Below are 18702 nucleotides of genomic sequence, written 5' to 3' on the forward strand. Positions count from 1 at the left end.
CTCCTTCAGTGCTGACGGTTGGACGTCGCTGCGCTCGGCTCGACCTCCGGTGCGGCGGCGGATTTCGGCATCGCCGCCGCGGCGACGACGAGCACGACGGCCGCGCCGAGAGCGGCCAGGAACACCAGGTGCAGGGCGCCGGCCAGATCGACCGGCGCCGGGTGGTCGTCGCCGCCCAGCCGCGCATTGACGAGGGCGCCGAACAGGGCGACCCCCACGGCGCTGCCGATAGACCGGGCGAACATGTTGGTCGACGTGACGACGCCGCGCTCCGACCAGTCGACGCTCGACTGCGCGGCGATGAGAGTGGGGCTCGCGACGAGACCCATGCCGCCGCCGATGACGAAGCAGCAGATCGCCACCTGCCACACCGCCGACTCGATGGACAGGGCCAGGGTAAGTGCGGTGCCCGCGACGACCAGCAGGCTGCCCGCGGTGGCCGTGACTCGGAAGCCGAAGCGCAGGTACACCCGACCGGACTGCGATGCGGCGATCGGCCAGCCGATGGTCAGCGTGGCCAGCGCGAACCCGGCCACGAGTGCGCCCGTCCCGAGCACACCCTGGGTGAACGTGGGGACGTAGGTGGTCAGGCCGAGGACGATGGCCCCGACCAGCAGGGAGACGAGATTGCTGGCTGCGAGAACCCTGCGGGTGAACACCCACAGCGGCAGGACCGGTTCGGCGGCGCGTCGTTCCACGAGGACGAACGCGATGAGGAACACGAATCCCGCGGCGAAGATTCCGAGGCTGACCGGTGAACTCCACGCCCAGGCCTGGCCGCCTTCCAGGAGTCCCAGGATGAGCAGCGTCGCCCCGATGGCCAGGATGCCGGCGCCTGCGTAGTCGACGGACCGCTGGGTGCGCACCCGCTTCTCGTCGAAGTTGCGGATCAGCATCACGGCCGCGAGCAGACACAGGGGAATGTTGACGAAGAAGATCCACCGCCACGACAGGTACTCGGAGAACAGGCCGCCGAGGGTCGGGCCGACCACCGCCGACATGCCCCACACGCTGGCCAGGTAGCCCTGGGCCTTGGCGCGTTCGGCGAGGGTGTAGATGTCTCCGGCGATGGTCATGCTCATCGGCTGAACCGCTCCGGCGCCGAGTCCCTGCACCGCGCGGAACGCGATGAGCGCGGGCATGCTCCACGCAATCCCGCACAGCACCGAGCCGACGCCGAACAGGGCGATGCCGAGGAGCATCACCGGTTTCCGGCCGAAGATGTCCGCCAGTTTGCCGTAGATCGGCACCGACACGGCCTGGGTGAGCAGGTAGATCGAGAACAGCCACGGGAACTGCGTGAACCCGCCGAGATCCCCGACGATGGTGAACACCGCGGTCGAGATGATGGTCGCGTCGAGCGCGACCAGTGACGTCGTGAGCATCAGCGACACGAGAATCGGTCCGCGTTCCGAACGGAATCCGACGTCCACCCGGGCCGTGTCCGTCGCCATTAGCCACCTTTCCCGTTACCGCGCTCACAAGAGTTCCTGAACAACGGTAACGACACCGGGCGGCGATGTGTTCCACGGCCGTGCCCGCGGGGCGGCTACGCGGTGGCGGAGGATCCGCGGAACGCCGCGCGGTAGGAGTGGGGGCTCGTCCCGACGACGCGCTTGAACCGCTCGCGGAACGCGGTCGGCGAACCGAACCCCACCTGCACGGCGATGCGGTCGACGGAGTGCGAGGTGGTCTCGAGCAGATACTGCGCCTGATGGATCCGGATGCGGTGGAGCCACTGCAACGGTGTGGTGCCGGTCTGCTCGCGGAACCTCCGGTTCAGGGTGCGGGCGCTCATCCCGGCCCGCCGGGCAAGTTCGTCGAGCGTCAGGTCTTCGCGGCTGTTCTCGTGCATCCACCGGAGCAGCGGATCCAGGCTGGACAGTTCCGCGGACGGGGGACGGTCGTGGACGATGAACTGCGCCTGCCCGCCTTCGCGTTCCAGCGGCATCACCGACAGCCGGGCGGCGTCGGCGGCGACGGCGGATCCGTGATCGGAGCGGATCATGTGCAGGCACAGGTCGAGGCCCGCCGCCGCACCGGCCGACGTCAGGAACTGGCCGTTGTCGACGTAGAGCACGGCCGGGTCCACGTCGACGAGGGGGTGGCGCGCGGCGAGGAGGTCGGCCGCCGCCCAGTGCGTCGTCGCCCGGCGGCCGTCGAGCAGTCCGGTCGCCGCCAGGGTGAACGCTCCCACGCAGATCGACGCGATCCGGGTGCCGCTGCCGGCGGCCCGGCGCAGCGCCTCGAGCACGCCGGATGGGAGTGGGGCGGTGGGGTCGGCCAGTCCCGGCAGGATGATCGTGTCTGCCGTGTCCAGGGCGCGCAGATCCCAGGGTGCGCGGAGCGTGAACGCGCCGGCGTCCACATCCCCGTCCGGTGCGCACACCTTCACCCGGTAGGCGGCGCGTCCGTCCGGCAACCGGGTGCGGCCGAACACCTCGACCGGGGTGGCGAGGTCGAACGCGATCACCCCGTCGAGCGCCAGAACCGCCACGGTGTGCATGGCTACAACCTACGCAGTCGACGAGTTCTCGCCAACCGCATGTAAAGCGTGGGAAATTCAGGACCCGGCCCGTCGTAATCGCGAGATATCGGCTGGCGAAAATCCGTTGCATCGTGGCAGAAATGCCAGTTCTCCGGGATCGGCCGGGTGGCTAGCGTCATCACGGCCCCGGCATTCGGCAGGGGGCACGCCATGAAAGGTCCACCGATGCATGTCCAGATCGCGCTGTTCGACGGCTTCGACCCGCTCGACGTCATCGCTCCCTTCGAGGTGCTCCACGCGGGTGGGCTGTTCGCCGCAGGCGCGGTGACCGTCGCATTGGCGTCGGTCGAGGGTGCACGCGACGTTCCCAGCGGAACGGGGTCGCTGAGCCTGCGCGCCACCGAGGTGCTCGACACGTCCCGGGCCGATGTGATCCTCGTGCCGGGCGCGTCGGGGCGCGTGGAGGAGCGTAACGAGGGCGACGACACCATCCCGAAAATTCTCGGGCGGACCCTCGAGACACGGCTCCCCGACGTGCTGCGGGAGGCCTGCACCGACCCGGAACTGATCGTCGCCACCGTCTGCGGCGGATCGCTGGTGCTCGCGATGGCCGGCTTGATCGAGGGCCGCCACGCCGTCACCCATCATCTGGGGATGGATCTGCTCGACGCCACCGGGGTGGTCGCCGTCGACGCCCGGGTCGTCGACGACGGCGACCTCGTCACCGCGGCCGGCGTCACCTCCGGGCTCGACCTCGGCCTGTATCTGCTCGAGCGGGAGCTGGGACCGCGCATCGCGCACGCCGTCGAGCAGATGTTCGCCCACGAACGCCGCGGCACCGTCTGGCGGCCCCGCGGGCTCGAACCCACCACCATCTGAGGAGCACAGCCATGTCTGTCGAAGGCACCTGGAACGTCGTGATCGCCACCCCCCATCGGGAAGCAACGGGTCGAGCTGACCTTCTTCACCGAGGACGGCGAACTCCGCGGGATCGCCCGCGGCGACGCCGAAGAAGTGCCGCTCACCGATCCTGTCCTCGACGGGAACCGGCTCACCTGGACGCAGTCCATCACCAAGCCGCTGCGACTGCACCTGAAGTTCGACGTGCTCGTCGAGGACGACGAGATGACGGGGAAGTCGACCGCGGGGCGTCTCCCCAGCTCGAAGGTCAGCGGCCGGCGGTCGGTGCCCGACCGATAGGCTGGATCACCGTGCGCCCCTCACTCGATTCATACGCCCATCTGGCCGGTGGCAAGGTCCGCGACCTCTACACGATCGACGACGAGCACCTCCTGTTGGTCGCGAGCGACCGGATCTCCGCCTACGACCACGTCCTCAGCACCCCGATCCCGGACAAGGGGCGGGTGCTCACCGCGATGAGCGTCTTCTTCTTCGGCGTCCTCGGCGGCAACAACCACCTGGCCGGTGAACCCGACGACAGCCGGATCCCCGAAGAGGTCCTCGGCCGCGCGCTGGTGGTCCGGAAGCTGAAGATGGTTCCCGTCGAGTGCGTCGCCCGCGGGTACCTCACCGGATCCGGGCTGATCGACTACAACGAGACCGGCGCGGTGTGCGGAGTCGCACTGCCCGAGGGGCTGGTGGAGGCGAGTCAGCTTCCCGACCCGATCTTCACGCCCGCCAGCAAGGCCGAGCTGGGCGAGCACGACGAGAACATCAGCTTCGAGGCCGTGGTCGACAAGGTGGGCCAGGATCTGGCCGTGAAGCTGCGCGACGACACCCTCGACGTCTACGGCCGGGCGTCCAACTTCGCCGCCGACCGGGGCATCATCCTCGCCGACACCAAACTCGAATTCGGACTGGACCCGAAGGGCAACCTGATTCTCGCCGACGAGGTCCTCACCCCCGACTCGTCCCGGTACTGGCCGGCCGACGGCTACGAGGCCGGGAAGGTGCAGCCGAGCTTCGACAAGCAGTTCGTCCGCAACTGGCTCACCGGACCCGAATCGGGCTGGGACCGGGCATCAGACACTCCGCCGCCGCCGCTGCCCGCGGAGATCGTGGAGGCGACCCGTGAGCGGTACATCGAGGCGTACGAGCGGATCTCGGGTCTGTCGTTCGCGGACTGGGTGGGCTGAGACATGACCTCCGAAGGCGCGAAACTCACCCCGCCGGTCGCGAAGAAGGTCGCCACCGAACGCGTCCACCACGGTCACACATTCGTCGACGAGTACGAGTGGCTGCGGGCCAAGGAAGATGCCGAGGTCGTCGCGTACCTCGAGTCCGAGAACGCGTACACCGAGCAGCAGACCGCGCATCTCGCGCCGTTGCGGGACCAGATCTTCCAGGAGATCAAGTCCCGCACGCAGGAAACCGACATGTCGGTTCCCACCCGGATGGGCGACTGGTGGTACTACGCCCGCACCATCGAGGGCAAGCAGTACGGCGTCCAGTGCCGGGCCCCGATCGCGGGCGCCGACGACTGGACCCCGCCGGAACTGGCCCCGGGCGTCGAACTGCCCGGTGAGCAGGTTCTGCTCGACGGCAACGCCGAGGCCGAGGGCCACGACTTCTTCTCCGTCGGCGCCTTCTCCCTCAGCCACGACGGCACGCTCCTCGCGTACTCGGTCGACGTGGTCGGCGACGAGCGCTACACGCTGCGCTTCAAGAACCTCGAGACCGGGGAACTGCTGCCCGACGAGATCCCCGACACCGCGCCCGGCGTCACCTGGGCGATCGACCACAGTCACGTCTTCTATCTCACTGTCGACGACTCCTGGCGCCCCGACACCGTGTGGCGGCACAAGCTCGGTACCGACCGCGCACAGGACGTCACCGTGTTCCACGAGCCGGACGAACGGTTCTGGGTGTCGGTCGGGTCCACCCGGAGCGAGAAGTACCTCGTGATCTGGGTGGGGTCGAAGATCACCAGCGAAGGCTGGGTGCTCGAATCGGAGAATCCGGAGGGCGAGTTCCGGGTGGTGCTGCCGCGGCGCGAGGGCGTCGAGTACGGCGTCGAACACGCCGTCGTCGCCGGCGAAGACCGCTTCCTGATCATGCACAACGACGTCGTCGACGGTGAGAAGGCCGAGAACTTCGTGCTCGCCGAGGCGCCGGTGTCCGACCCGACGTCGCTGACCATCCTCATTCCGCACCGCTCCGACGTGCGGTTGGAGGAGGTCGACGCGTTCGCCGATCACCTGGTGCTCGGGTACCGCAGGGAAGCGTTGACCCGGCTGGCCATCTGGCCGCTCGGCGAGGGCGGCTACGGCGAGTTCACCGAAATCGCATTCGACGAGGAACTCTTCAGCGTCGGGCTCGGGGCAAACCCGGAATGGCGGCAGCCGACACTGCGGATGGCGTTCACGTCGTTCATCACGCCCGGTCAGGTCTACGACTACGTGCTGTCGACGGGTGAACTCGCGCTGCGCAAGTCGCAACCCGTGCTCGGCGATTTCGACGCCGGCAACTACGAGCAGCAACGCGACTGGGCCGTCGCCGAGGACGGGACGCGCATCCCGCTCTCGATCGTCCGGCGGAAGACGAACGGCACCGACGACCCCGCCCCCACGCTCCTCTATGGGTACGGCTCGTACGAGGCCAGCATGGATCCCGCGTTCTCGGTCGCCCGGCTGTCGCTGCTCGATCGCGGCGTGGTGTTCGTGGTCGCGCACGTGCGCGGCGGCGGCGAGATGGGCAGGCACTGGTACGAGACCGGCAAGACGCTCACGAAGAAGAACACCTTCACCGATTTCGTCGCGAGCGCACGGCATTTGATCGACACCGGACGCACCACGCCACCGCAGTTGGTCGCCGACGGCGGCAGCGCGGGCGGCCTGCTGATGGGTGCGGTGGCCAACCTGGCTCCCGAACTGTTCGCCGGCATCCTCGCCAACGTCCCCTTCGTGGACCCGCTGACGTCGATCCTCGACCCCTCGCTGCCGCTGACCGTCATCGAATGGGACGAGTGGGGCAACCCGCTGGAGAATGCCGAGGTCTACGAATACATGCGCTCGTACAGTCCGTACGAGAACGTCGAGGCCAAGGACTACCCGGCGATCCTCGCGATCACCAGCATCAACGACACCAGGGTGCTCTACGTCGAACCGGCGAAGTGGGTCGCCAAACTGCGCGCCACCAAGACGGGCGACTCGCCGCTGCTACTCAAGACGGAGATGAGCGCCGGGCACGGCGGCGTCAGCGGACGTTACGAGAAGTGGAAGGAAGTAGCGTTCGAATTCGCCTGGGTGCTCGACACGATCGGCAAGGTCTGATCAGATCTGGTCGCTCTGACCCTGCTCGACCACCCAGGCGGCGATCTGGGCGCGAGAGCTGAACCCGAGCTTGACGAGTATGTGCTCGACGTGGCCCTGCGCGGTGCGTTGCGAGATGACCAGAGTGGTCGCGATCGCCTTGTTGGTGAGTCCCTCTGCGACGAGTTCGGCGACCTGCCGCTCGCGTCGGCTCAGGGAAGGATTGTCGCTGTGTGACTGCGCGATCGGTCGTGGCCGCTCGTTCAAGGCGAACGCGACGGCGTCCCCGAAGCTGAGGCTCGATCCATGCCGGAAGGCGGTGTCGAATGCCTTTCCGCCCAGGTCACGGCGGGTTCGACGTTCGCGCTCGTCCTGGTGGCCTGCGAGCTGCGGAAAGACCTCTGCCGGGCTGCCCACACCCTGCCACAGCGCTTCGGCGGCACCCATGAGGGTCGCGGCGCGTTCCGGTGAGTGATCGTCGGCGGCGATCCAGGCCAGGATCTGCATGCACCACGCGGAGTTGATGCGGTCGTCCGCCCGACGTGTCTGGCGCAATCCGTCCTGCAGGAAATCGTTGGCCCGTTCGTGCTCGCCGCGTTGCCACATTGCCAGCGCCGCGGTCCACAGCGACCACCCGCGGTACACCGACTCGCCGTGTGCTTCGGTGATCTCCTGAATCTTCCGCTGGTAATCGACAGCTCGGGTCACGTCTCCGAGGTGCGCGCTCGCCAGGCCGAGTCCGAGGAGTGCCCAAATTTCTTGGAGTGAATCGCCTTCCGTGTGGAAGACTTCCCGAGCGCTCTCGAAGCACGCGAGCGCGTACGCGAGGTCGTCACCACGGAACAGGGATATGAATCCCTCGGCAGACGTGACGAGCGCCCGCATCGACGTGTCCCCGGACCGGTCGGCGAGGACTCGTCCCTCCTCCACGAACGCACGAGCAACCTCGAGATCCCCCTGAGCCCCGGCCAGCATACCGGCGGCGTGCAAGGCGGTGATCCTCTCGGCGGTGTCTGCCGTAGGCGCCGGAGTCAGCGCACGATCGAACCAGTGCCTACCTTCGTTCAGCAGACCGAACGAGCGCCAGAACAGATACAGGGCGTTGGCGATACGAAGGGCGGACTCGTTCTCGGTGGGCTGCCGCACGGAGAATTCGAGTGCCTCACGAAGATTCGGTTGTTCACGATTCAGCCGGGCAACCCACTCCAGCTGTCTCGGGCCGATCCATCCGGATCGAGCGTCCGACGCCAGACGCTCGAACCAGTCGCGGTGCTTTCGTCTCACGCTGTCGTATTCACCTGATTCGCGCAGTCTTTCCAGGCCGTAGTCGCGAAGTGTGTCGAGTAATCGAAAGCGGACGACATCACCGGCCTCTTCCCGTATCAGGATCGATTTGTCGACCAGCGACGCGACCACGTCGAGCACGTCGTCCGGGGCGAGATCGCCCGCGCAGATTCCTTCAGCCGAATCCAGCTCGAACCCACCGGCGAAGACCGCCAGCCGACCCCACAGTGCCCGTTCGTCCGGGGTGCACAGGTCATAACTCCAATCGACGCACAGACGTAGCGTTTGCTGGCGAGAGGGAGCGCCTCGGGTGCTTGAGGTGAGCAACGTGTACCGGTCGGTGAGCCGGTCGAGGATCTGTTGCGCAGTCATCGCCCGCAGCCGAGCTGTCGCCAACTCGATCGGCAGCGGCAGTCCGTCCAGACGCTCACAGATTCTGGCAATCGTCGAGCCGTTGTCGTCGGTGATGGCGAAGCCGGGTAAGGCCCTGGAGGCGCGTTCAGCGAAGAGGGCAACGGAGTCGTAACGGGCGAGCCCCGCGGGAGGGGACGGTCGACTCGAATCCGGAAACGGCAGCGGCGGGACCCGGAGGGTGGCCTCGCCATCGATGCCGAGTGGCTCGCGGCTGGTCGCGAGGATCCGGAGCTTCGGGCACGTCTTCAGGAGTGACTCGGCCAGCGCCGCGACCGCATCCACCAGGTGCTCGCAGTTGTCCAGCACCAGCAGTAACTGCTGATCGTGAAGATGCCTCTGCAGGATCGACGAAGTTCCCGATGCCGACTGTTCCCGCACGCCGAGCGCGCTCGCAACGGCTTCTTCGACCAGTTCCGGAGCCTGCAGTTCACCGAACCCCACAAGCCACACTCCGTTGGCGAACGCGCGGCGAGCGTCGTCGGCGACCCGGAGCGCGAGTCGAGTCTTACCTACACCGCCGATACCGGTCAGCGTCAACAGTCTCGACACGGACAGCAACCGTTTCGTCTCCGCCGCTTCACGGCGCCGACCGACGAAGCTGGTCAGCTCACACGGCACGTTTCCCAACTTGCGTTGTGCGGCGGACATGACAACTGTCGCTTTCCTCTCACGGGATCTTCGAGTAACCGTACTCGCTCACCGGGATGTGCCGAGTCGAGACTGTGCGAGTAGTTTCGCCGCTCACCAGGCACTATGCTGACGCTACGGTGTGATCAGCCGATCCGGAAGTCGAGGCCGGCGATGGTCGAGTTCGATCCGCTAGCGACTCAGCGGGATGCTGCCGTGGATATCGCGGCCGAACTGGAGGCCGAGGGGTTCGACAATGCCCGGGTAGTGGGGCGAGGCGGGTTCGGCACGGTGTACCGGCTCGACCAGCGCAACCTGAACCGCGTCGTCGCGATCAAGGTCCTGCAGTCGGACGTCGATCGCGACAACCGCGAGCGCTTCCTTCGCGAGCAGCGGGCCATGGGGGCGTTGTCCGGGCATCCGAACATCGTCGCCATCCTCCACAGCGGGGTCACAACGTCCGGGCATCCCTACCTCGTGATGCCGTACCACGCGAGAGGTTCGCTCGATGCGCGGATTCGAGGCGACGGGCCCCTCGACTGGCGAGCAGCGGTCAGCATCGCCGTCAGACTGGCAGGTGCTCTCGAAGTTGCCCACCGGTTCGGCATTCTCCACCGTGACATCAAACCGTCCAATGTCCTGCTCACCGATTACGACGAGCCGGCGCTGACCGATTTCGGGATCGCGCGGATCGAGGGTGGGTTCGAGACGTCCGAAAGCATCATCACCGCCTCACCTGCGTTCACTGCTCCCGAGTTGCTCCAGGGGCAGGCGCCCACCGCTGCATCGGACGTCTACTCGCTCGGAGCGACACTGTTCTGCCTCCTCACCGGCCACGCCGCATTCGAACGCCGATCCGGCGAAAGTGTGGTTGCCCAATTCCTTCGCATTGTGCGCCAACCGGTCCCGGACCTGCGATACGACGACATTCCGGATGATCTCTGCGCTGCGATCGAGCACGCGATGGAGCAGGATCCGGCCGACCGCCCCGGAACCGCTGTCGAATTCGGCAACGAGCTCCGCCTCGTCCAGAGCAGGCACTCGCTCACCATCGACGACATGGCTCTGCCGGGTGAGCAGGGGAGCAGAGCAGAGCGCCCGCCACGGTCGACTCCGCCCACGCCGCGTACCAAGTACCGGCCGCCGACCGCCGTCCACCCGTTGGTCGACCGCAGCCGGTTGGTCGGGATTCTTCGCGCGGGCCAGGGGCGACGACTGACGGTGATCCACGGTCCCGCAGGATTCGGCAAGACCACGTTGGCCGCCCAATGGCGAAACCAATTGATTGCGGAAGGAATCGCGGTCGCGTGGCTCGCGATCGACCACGACGACAACAACGTGGACTGGTTCCTCGCCCACCTGATCGAGGCGATCAGGCAGGTCCGGTCGAACGTCGCCGAAGAGTTGGTGCGAGTGCTGGAAGAACACGGTGACGATGTCGAACGGTTCGTCCTCGCGTCGTTGATCGACGAGATACACGAGGGGGGCGAGCGTCTGGCAATCGTGATCGATGACTGGCATCGAGTGACGGACACCGCCTCCGTTGCCGCAGTGGAATACCTGATCGACAACGGCTGCCACCATCTGCAGCTCATCGTGACGAGCAGGAACAAGTCCGGGCTCCCGATGAGTCGGGCCCGAGTTCGCGACGAATTGGTCGAAATCGACTTCCATGACTTGAGATTCGATATCAGGGAGTCGACCGAGTTTCTCGTGGAGTCGAGAGGGCTGGCGCTCGGGAACGCACAGGTCGCCTCGATTGTGGGATCGACCGATGGATGGGTGGCCGCGCTTCAACTGGTGTCGCTCTCGTTACGCGGCCGTGGCGACCCAGCGACATTCATCGAGAAGCTGTCGGGGCGGCACCGCGCGCTCGGGGAATATCTCGTGGCGAATGTCCTGGATTCGCTCGAGCCGAAGATCGTGAACTTCCTACTGTCGATCTGTCTGCCCGAACGAATGTGCGGGGATCTCGCGTCGTCGCTCGTCCACAGCGACGATGGTCGCGCGATGTTGGAGGAGGTCGAGAGCAGGGACCTGTTCCTGTACCGGGTCGACGACGAGGGGGACTGGTACCGATTCAGTAGTGTCTTCGCGGAGTTTCTCCGTGCCCGGCTCGAACGGGACCGACCCGATCGGGTGAAAGGTCTTCACACGATCGCCTTCCGCTGGTTCGCCGGCCACGAATTGCTCAGCGAGGCGGTCGATCACGCCCTTGCCGCCGCCCAGGTCGACGAAGCGGTCGAACTCGTGGAGACCCATGGAATGTCCCTGGTCTCGCACGGACAGCTGGCCACGCTCCTCGGCCTGGTCGCGAAGCTTCCGCCGACCGCGGTCCTGGAACGCCCGCGATTGCAGATTGCCCTCGCTTGGGCCAACGTTTCCCTGCACCACTCCGAGGATGCGGAGTCGGCGTTGAATCGTGCCGAGTACTTACGCGCACAGAAATCGATTCCCATGCCTGACGACGACCCGGAGCTGGAATCCGATCTCGTCCGTGCGCTCCTCGACGTCACCGCCGATCGCGTCGACAGGGTGGACGAACTCGTGGCGGGTTGTCTGGCCGAGCCGGACACAATGAGTCCGTGGTGCGTATCGGTGGCGGCGAATCTGGCCTCTTTCGCGGGGATGTGCCGGTTCGAATTCGATGCGGCTCGAAATATCCAGGATTGGGCCGCCAGGTATCACGAACAATCCAGCGGCCCGTTCAGTGCGGTGTACGGATACTGCTACGCGGGCTTGGCCGCCAATGAGCAGTTGGATGTCGTGGCTGCCGAGGAAACCTATCGAAAGGCTGTGCAGGTTGCGCGTGAATCGATGGGGATCCACTCCCACGCTGCACGCATGGCCAGTGCCCTACTCGGCGACATGATGTACGAGCAGAACAACCTCGAGGAAGCCGAACGGCTTCTCGATGAAAGCCGGGCGCTCGGTTCGGAGATCGGTTTGGTCGACTTCATGATCGCGATCTATGCGACCGGGGCGCGGGTCAAAGCCCTGGCGGGTGACAGGGAATCTGCGACAACACTGTTGAACGAGGGCGACAGGATTGCGCAGGTAATGGCGCTGCCGCGATTGGCGGCGCGGATCGACGACGAGAGGATCCGGTTCGGGCTCGTCCTGCCATCCGGCGTACGACAACCACGACGAGGCCTGGAGACGGGCGCGCCACCTTCGCCGGGGGCGATGGATCAGGCGCCTGCCACCGGTATCGAAACAATCACGGTGCAGCTGAGGGAGTCCGGCGCCATCCGGCGACTACTCGCCGAACGGTCGCCGGGTCAGGCCGGCTCTGCGTGCACCAGGGCTCACGACCTGGTGCACGCAGTTGCGGCTCAGAATCGACCGCGGGCGTTGTTGCACGCGAGACTTCTGCTGACCGCCTGCTTGTCTGCATCGGGCAGAAAGGCCGAAGCCATGGAAGAACTCGCCCCACTTGCTGCGACATGCGCCGAGTTGAACCTCATTCGACTCGTGTGTGATGCCGGACCGTCGGTTGTCGCGGTTGCCTCCGGACTTCGGGAGGAGCAACTAGCCGGCCGATGGCGGGCGGAATGGCCGGCTGTTCCGCCCGGGTTCCTGAACGCTGTCGTCACCGCCACGTGATGCGGGCCGGGGCGAACTACAGTTGCGGCGGCGTCCACAGCACGGGATCGTCCGATGGCGCCATCTTTGCGAGGATCACCTCGTCGAAGACGTTGGCAGTACCCCACTGATCCTGCTCCTCGAGGCTGGTGCCCCACACCTTCGGAGTCCAGCCGTGCTCTTCGTCGATGACTTGAAGGGCAGTCGTGTACTCCATGACGAAGCCACTCGACGGCTCCTGGAAATACGAGTACGTGTTGTCACCGGCGCCGTGGCGGCCGGGGCCCCACAGGGGCTGGTGTCCGGCCCGCATCATGCGGCCGGTGCCGCGCATGAACTCGTCGATTCCGTACAGTTCGAACGAGACGTGGTTCAGGCTGGTGTTCTTCGACTGGGCGAAGGCGATGATGTGGTGCCAGCGCCCGGTGCGCATGAAGCAGAAGAAGTCCTGGAGCCAGTCCGAGATCTTGAAGCCGAGGACCTCGCCGTACCATCTGATCGTCTTCTGCAGGTTGGCGGTGTTGAATACGACGTGGCTGATGAACTTCGGACGGGACTCTCCGGCTTCGACTTCGCGGAAGATTCGCTGGTCGATCTCGGCGGCGAGTTCGATGGCGCGCCCGTCGCAGTCGAAGAAGATGCATGAGTAGCCGCCGCCGAAGTCGCTGCGATCACCGGGTTCGCGGATGATCCGGGCTCCGCTGTCGGCGACCCGCTTGGCGAGGAAGTCGACGCCGGCGCGGTCGGTCACATCGAACGTGGTCAGTTCGATTCCGGCGACATCGTTTTCGCGGAGCTTGATGGCGTAGTTGTCGGCGCATCCGGTTCCGAAGTAGGCCTTGCCGTCATCTTTCGTGACGAGGTCGAGTTGCCACAGGTCGCGGTAGAAGTTGGTTGCGGTGGCGAGTTCTTCGACGGCGATGGTGACCGAGCGGACGTGGGTGATGGGATGGACTGAGGGAAAGGGCATGTCTTCTCCTGGAGCTGAACTGGGAAATGAGCGGCGTCGTCACCAGTTGGTGGCGATGTACTTCGCTTCCATGAACTCGAGCAGACCCTCATGCGCGCCCTCGCGGCCGAGTCCGCTCTGCTTGACGCCGCCGAACGGTGCTGCGGGGTCGGACACCAAACCCCGATTGACGGCGACCATGCCGGCCTCCAACCGGCTCGCCACGGACAGAGCGCGCTGCAGATTGCCGCTGTAGACATAGGCCGCGAGCCCGAGGTCGGTGCTGTTGGCCGCGGCGACAGCCTCGTCGTCGGTGTCGAACGCGATCAACGATGCGACCGGTCCGAAGATCTCCTCGCGCACGATCGCAGATTGCGGGTCGACACCCACCAGGACGGTGGGAGAGTAGAAGGAGCCCCTCGAGATCGGCCGCTGGCCGCCGGTCAGCACCGACGCACCGTCGGCGACGGCAGCGTCGACGAGCTGCTCCACCTTGTCGACTGCCTTGTCGTTGATCAGTGGTCCGCACTCCGAACGCTCATTGGTGCCGGCGCCGACGCGCAGTGTGCCCATCCGTTGTCCGAGGAGCCCGGCCACGTCGTTGATGATCGACCTGTGAACGTAGATGCGGTTGGCCGCGGTGCACGCCTGGCCGCCGTTCCGCATTTTGGCGATCATGAGGCCGGTGACGGCCTCGTCGATGTCGGCATCCTCGAGAATGAGGAACGGCGCGTTGCCCCCGAGTTCCATGGCCGTCTTGAGAATCGAATCCGACGATTCGCGCAGCAGCGTGCGCCCGACTTCGGTGGAGCCGGTGAACGACAACGCCCGTACGCGTGAGTCGTGGAGCATGGCGGAGACGACCTGACCCGCGCGTGAGGTGGTCACCACATTGATCACGCCGTCCGGAACGCCTGCCTCACGGCAGATCTGGGCGATGAGCAGGCTGGTGAGAGGAGTCTCGGTCGCGGGTTTGAGTACTACGGTGCAACCGGCAGCGAGGGCGGGCGCGATCTTGCGTGTCGCCATCGCGGCCGGAAAGTTCCATGGGGTGACGAGCACGGCGACGCCGATCGGCTCGTACTCGACCAATATGCGGTTGGCACCGTTCGGAGAGGTGCTGAGTTGTCCCACCGCGCGGACCGCTTCCTCCGAGTACCACCGGAAGAATTCGGCCGCGTATGCGGTTTCGGCCCGCGAATCGGCGAGCGTCTTCCCGTTTTCGGTGGAGATCAGTTCGGCGATGCGCTCGGCGCGGTCGGTCATCAGTTCCCAGCACCGGCGGAGTATTTCCGCGCGTTCGCGCGGACTGGTGGCGCGCCAGGCGGGCAGCGCAGCCGCTGCGGCGCCGACCGCGTCCAGTCCGTCCTCGACGGTGCCGTCGGGAACCGTGGCGATCAGCGCACCGGTGGACGGATTCAGGACGTCGATCGACTCCCGGGTGCGTTCGATCGGGTGTGCGCCGATGACCAACTCCCGGGGCAGGGTGGCGGAGTTGAGCGACATGAAATTTCCTTCTTTTCTGGGTCCGGCCAGAGTCTGGTGGCTGTCGTGGGATGGATCGACGAGAATCAGGCCGGGTTGCGGCCCACCAGGAATTCCTCGTCGAGCGAGGTGGTGACGTCGAGGCCGGCCGCGACCGCCCCGGCCCGCAACTGCTTCATCTGCCCGTCGTTGATGCGCGCCTGAGGGGCTCGCAGCGGACCACCGTTGAATCCGTTGAGCCACCCCTGGTACTTCCACAGGTACCGCGGCACCATCGCGGTCCCTGCGAGTGCCTGCCCGACCACCACCGCGTCGGATTCCCGGATCGGGTGGAGTTTCCAGTAGATCTCCATGGCGTCCTCGAACTTGCCGTCGCGCATCAGGTCGAAGTAGCGGGCGACCCACGGGCCGTAGGCCTCGTAGTTCGACGTGCCCATCCACTGCATGCCGTACGCGGCGTGCCAGGCGGGCGAGTTCGACTCGATCGGGTCCATGACGATCACGTCATTTCGGTAGCGCTCGAAGATCTGCGCGATGCCGCCGACGCCGGGACCGCCGACCTCCGTCTTGACGGCCACGACGTTCGGAATCTCGTTGATCATCCGGCCGATGAGGTCCGGCGAGAAGTGGCTCGGGTGGAATCGGCGGAAGTTCCACAGGTGCATCGCGAACACGATGATGCCCAGATTGGTGCTCTCGGCGATCGCGCGGGTGTACTCGAAGACTTCCTCTTCGGACTTCGGGTAGTAGGTGAGCGGGTAGGAGACCAGGACGACGTCCGCGCCCAGACGCTCGGACTCGCGCACGAGTGCGATGTTGTCTTCGAGTGTCGGCAGGACAGCGTGCACCACGGTCTGGAGCCCGCCGGCGGCTTCGTCGACAGCGATTTCGGTGACCTGAAGTAGCTCGTCGAAAGTGGTTCCACATTCGGCGACGAGTAGTGCACCCGAGATCCCCAGCTCCTTCTCTCGGGCGATGTCGTGCCGGATTGCGCGCTCGTTGATTCCCTTCAGATCGCTGGTGAAGGTGGGCAGGAGGCATCCGCAGATGCCCTTCATGTTCGCCTGGGCCCAGGAGCGGGCGTCGGACCGGGAATAGCTCATGAATGGAACTCCGTTCGTCGGATTCTTGCGGTGCGCAGGCAGGGGCGGTTTCGGCCGGCCCGTACCCGGCCGGACTGTGATGTCGGCGCGCAGGTAGGTGATCAACCCTCTTACCGATATCCAAATAATGGATATGCAGACCGGTATGTGGATGTGTGGACGCTAACACCGGCTGTCGTCCGCCGTCAACGATTTCTCCGGTCGACGTTCTCGACTGGCCGCGAGTGAGGTGGATGGGGTGAGGCCGCGCAGCTCGGTCGACCCTTTGACATCTGCGGCAAAACGTTGTTACCGTCATCACATCCACCAGACGGACCCTGTATCCATTATTTGGACATACGGCCTGGTGTATCAATCCACTCCTGATAGGGGTCATCCAGATGACACGTGTTACCGCGGACGTCACTCGCGTGAGCCGCCGTTCCTACTGGGGCCGAGACGAATTCGATTCCGAGATGGAACGAGTCTTCGGCCGGTGCTGGCTGTTCGCCGCCCACGAGAGCGAAATTCCGTCGCCGGGCGATTACGTCACCAGGAAGCTGGGAGGCGAGGACGTCATCGTCGTCCGCGACGAGACCGGCGACGTCCGCATCCTCCTGAATTCGTGCACGCATCGAGGCAACCAACTGTGTCGTGCCGACATGGGCAACTCATCGCACTTTCGGTGCAGCTACCACGGCTGGACCTTCTCCAACAAGGGCACGTTGCGTGGAGTGCCCGAGCGCAAGCAGGTCTTCGACGCGGACTTCGACAAGAGCAAGTACAACCTCGTCGGGCCGCCGAACGTCGACGTCTTCCACGGGCTGATCTTTGCGAGCTGGGACCCCGAGGCTCCTTCGCTGCTCGACGAACTCGGCGACATGGCCTGGTATCTCGAAGCCGTGCTCGACAAGGCCGGTGACCTGCAGGTCGTCGGTCCGCCGGCGCGCGCCCTGGTGCGAACCAACTGGAAGCTGGGCGCGGAGAACTTCGCCGGCGACGGTTATCACCTGGGAACGACGCACAAGAGTCCGATAGACCTGGGCACGTATCTGAACACTGAGGCCTTTCCGCAGCTGGACGACGTCTCGATGGATGCGATGCGTGGGCGATGCATCGTCGCCGGCAACGGGCATACCCTCCGGGTCCAGCACTACGGCCTGGAAACCGATGAACCGGTGTTTCTCGGATACCCGGAGGAGCGCTGGGCCGACATCGCGAGTGGTCTCGACCCGAGACAGGCGGACCTGATGTCGAGAATCTCTGTCCTACACGGAAATGTCTTTCCCAACTTGTCCTTCATCGATGCCGCGGCCCTCTATTCCGGGGACGACACCCCGGCCGTGTCGTACGTCCAACTCCGGCAGTGGCAACCGGTCGACGAGATGCACTGCGAACTGATCATGTTCGCGTTGGTGCCGCGGTGGTACGACGAGGAGCAACGCGCGCACTCGCAGCGCGCGAACCTCCGCATGGTCGGTCTCGCCGGGATCTTCGACACCGACGACTTCCAGAACTGGACGAGCGTCGCCGACATGAGCCGCGGCCGGGTGTCGCAGTCCACCGATTTCGTCTACGCCGGCGGTGTCGGTATCAAACCGGCCGACGATGTCGGCTGGCCCGGAGCCGTCTACGACGTCGATCACTCGGAGGTCAACCAGCGGGAGATGTTCCGCAGGTGGTCCGAACTGCTCGACGACGACAGCATCTGCACACGCACGACCGGGAAGGCCGACCAATGCTGAGCGCGGAACGGATCGATGTCGCCGCGGACGATGCGACGTTCGCCAACGTGAGCAGGTTCTACGGCCGTGAGACGGCGTTGCTCGACGCGCACGACTACGCGCGGTGGATTCCGCTGCTCGAACCCGAGTTCGTCTACCGGATCCCCGTCACCGTGACACGCGACGACCCGTCGCAGTCACCCTTCGTGGCGGGTGCGTACCTGCTCGACGAATCCCGCGACTCCCTGGCCAATCTCTGGGCGAGGCGCCTCGAACCCGACCACATCGACTTCTCCTGGGGGGAGGTCCCACTCCAACGGGTGCGGCGATTCGTCTCGGTTCTGTCCGTCGCCGACACCGGGCGCGCCGACGAGGTGTCCGTCACGTCGAACGTGCTGGTGGCCGTTGTCCACCAATCGGATCCGGTGGTGATGACCGCGGCCGGACGGCATGACATCCTGCGTCGTCGCGGCGACGGCTGGGGTCTCGTGGAACGGACGGTCCATCTCGACGAGAGCGTCGTCAGACTGCCGCACCTGCGAATGGTGATCTGATGTCAACTCCCCGGACGCGCCCGACGGACGACTCGCTCGCCCCGCACGGTGGCGACGGAACCGTCGATGCCGAGTTCACCGTCGTCAACGAGTTCACCGCCGTACGGGTGCGGAAGATCCTGACCCGCAACGGGCAACGGCTCGAGATCACCTCGCTCCGACTCGACCACCACATCCGCCTCGATGCCCTCGCGCTCGAAGGGCTGAGCTGGCAGAACGAAGAAACGATCTCCGCCTACCTCGACCAGCCGTTCGGCCCCGAGGATCCCCCGACCACCGAAATCGGAAGAGAGTAACGA

At 65.7% G+C, this 18702-nt stretch carries 13 protein-coding genes and 1 pseudogene; 8 read left to right on the plus strand and 6 right to left on the minus strand.

Going from position 1 to position 18702, the window contains the following annotated elements:
- Positions 1-5: 5 nt before the first annotated feature.
- Together JWS14_RS26555 and JWS14_RS26560 are read right to left on the minus strand one after the other, a co-directional pair.
- A complete protein-coding gene (locus JWS14_RS26555) occupies positions 6-1454 on the minus strand; it encodes an MDR family MFS transporter (protein WP_206014768.1) in 1449 nt (482 codons plus the stop codon).
- A gap of 95 nt (positions 1455-1549) precedes the next feature.
- Positions 1550-2506: a GlxA family transcriptional regulator gene (locus JWS14_RS26560; RefSeq protein WP_072942973.1), complete on the minus strand. Its 957-nt coding sequence runs from the start codon at positions 2504-2506 to the stop codon at positions 1550-1552.
- A 207-nt stretch (positions 2507-2713) separates the two neighbouring features.
- On the opposite strand from JWS14_RS26560, the gene JWS14_RS26565 reads away from it, so the two are divergent.
- From JWS14_RS26565 to JWS14_RS26580, 4 genes and pseudogenes are all read left to right on the plus strand, one after another.
- A complete protein-coding gene (locus tag JWS14_RS26565) occupies positions 2714-3367 on the plus strand; it encodes a DJ-1/PfpI family protein (protein WP_072942975.1) in 654 nt (217 codons plus the stop codon).
- Positions 3368-3378: 11 nt separating this feature from the next.
- Positions 3379-3688, plus strand: a pseudogene (locus JWS14_RS26570) (hypothetical protein).
- An 11-nt stretch (positions 3689-3699) separates the two neighbouring features.
- Positions 3700-4584 carry a phosphoribosylaminoimidazolesuccinocarboxamide synthase gene (locus JWS14_RS26575; RefSeq protein ID WP_072942978.1) on the plus strand — a complete coding sequence of 295 codons (885 nt, stop codon included), beginning with the start codon at positions 3700-3702 and terminating at the stop codon, positions 4582-4584.
- A 3-nt stretch (positions 4585-4587) separates the two neighbouring features.
- Positions 4588-6720 carry a S9 family peptidase gene (locus JWS14_RS26580; protein WP_072942979.1) on the plus strand — a complete coding sequence of 711 codons (2133 nt, stop codon included), beginning with the start codon at positions 4588-4590 and terminating at the stop codon, positions 6718-6720.
- Here JWS14_RS26580 and JWS14_RS26585 read toward each other — a convergent pair whose 3' ends face one another.
- Positions 6721-9045 carry an ATP-binding protein gene (locus JWS14_RS26585; RefSeq protein ID WP_072942980.1) on the minus strand — a complete coding sequence of 775 codons (2325 nt, stop codon included), beginning with the start codon at positions 9043-9045 and terminating at the stop codon, positions 6721-6723.
- Between the two features lie 153 nt (positions 9046-9198).
- Between JWS14_RS26585 and JWS14_RS26590 the strand changes: the two genes are divergently transcribed.
- Positions 9199-12630 (plus strand): serine/threonine-protein kinase, encoded by a 3432-nt coding sequence (locus JWS14_RS26590; protein ID WP_206014769.1) that lies wholly within the window; start codon positions 9199-9201, stop codon positions 12628-12630.
- Between the two features lie 16 nt (positions 12631-12646).
- On the opposite strand, the gene JWS14_RS26595 is transcribed toward JWS14_RS26590, so the two are convergent.
- The 3 genes from JWS14_RS26595 to JWS14_RS26605 form a co-directional block, all read right to left on the minus strand.
- Complete coding sequence (locus JWS14_RS26595) at positions 12647-13579, minus strand: VOC family protein (protein WP_206014770.1); 933 nt, start codon at positions 13577-13579, stop codon at positions 12647-12649.
- A gap of 39 nt (positions 13580-13618) precedes the next feature.
- Complete coding sequence (locus tag JWS14_RS26600; RefSeq protein ID WP_095863298.1) at positions 13619-15064, minus strand: NAD-dependent succinate-semialdehyde dehydrogenase; 1446 nt, start codon at positions 15062-15064, stop codon at positions 13619-13621.
- A 65-nt stretch (positions 15065-15129) separates the two neighbouring features.
- Positions 15130-16146, minus strand: a complete 1017-nt coding sequence (locus JWS14_RS26605) for a dihydrodipicolinate synthase family protein (RefSeq protein ID WP_072943161.1) — start codon at positions 16144-16146, stop codon at positions 15130-15132.
- A gap of 455 nt (positions 16147-16601) precedes the next feature.
- Between JWS14_RS26605 and JWS14_RS26610 the strand changes: the two genes are divergently transcribed.
- From JWS14_RS26610 to JWS14_RS50185, 3 genes are read left to right on the plus strand one after another with little or no spacing between them, the layout of a single operon-like run.
- A complete protein-coding gene (locus JWS14_RS26610; protein ID WP_206014771.1) occupies positions 16602-17870 on the plus strand; it encodes an aromatic ring-hydroxylating oxygenase subunit alpha in 1269 nt (422 codons plus the stop codon).
- Positions 17864-18403, plus strand: a complete 540-nt coding sequence (locus tag JWS14_RS26615; protein WP_072942985.1) for an aromatic-ring-hydroxylating dioxygenase subunit beta — start codon at positions 17864-17866, stop codon at positions 18401-18403. Before JWS14_RS26610 ends, JWS14_RS26615 begins: the two co-directional genes overlap by 7 nt.
- On the plus strand, positions 18403-18699 hold the full coding sequence (locus tag JWS14_RS50185) for a dihydrodiol dehydrogenase (RefSeq protein WP_241031472.1): 297 nt from the start codon (positions 18403-18405) through the stop codon (positions 18697-18699). Before JWS14_RS26615 ends, JWS14_RS50185 begins: the two co-directional genes overlap by 1 nt.
- The last annotated feature ends 3 nt before the right edge of the window (positions 18700-18702 follow it).

Origin of the sequence: Rhodococcus koreensis, from assembly GCF_017068375.1 — a bacterium.
In the GTDB taxonomy this organism is placed as follows: Bacteria; Actinomycetota; Actinomycetes; order Mycobacteriales; family Mycobacteriaceae; genus Rhodococcus_F; species Rhodococcus_F koreensis.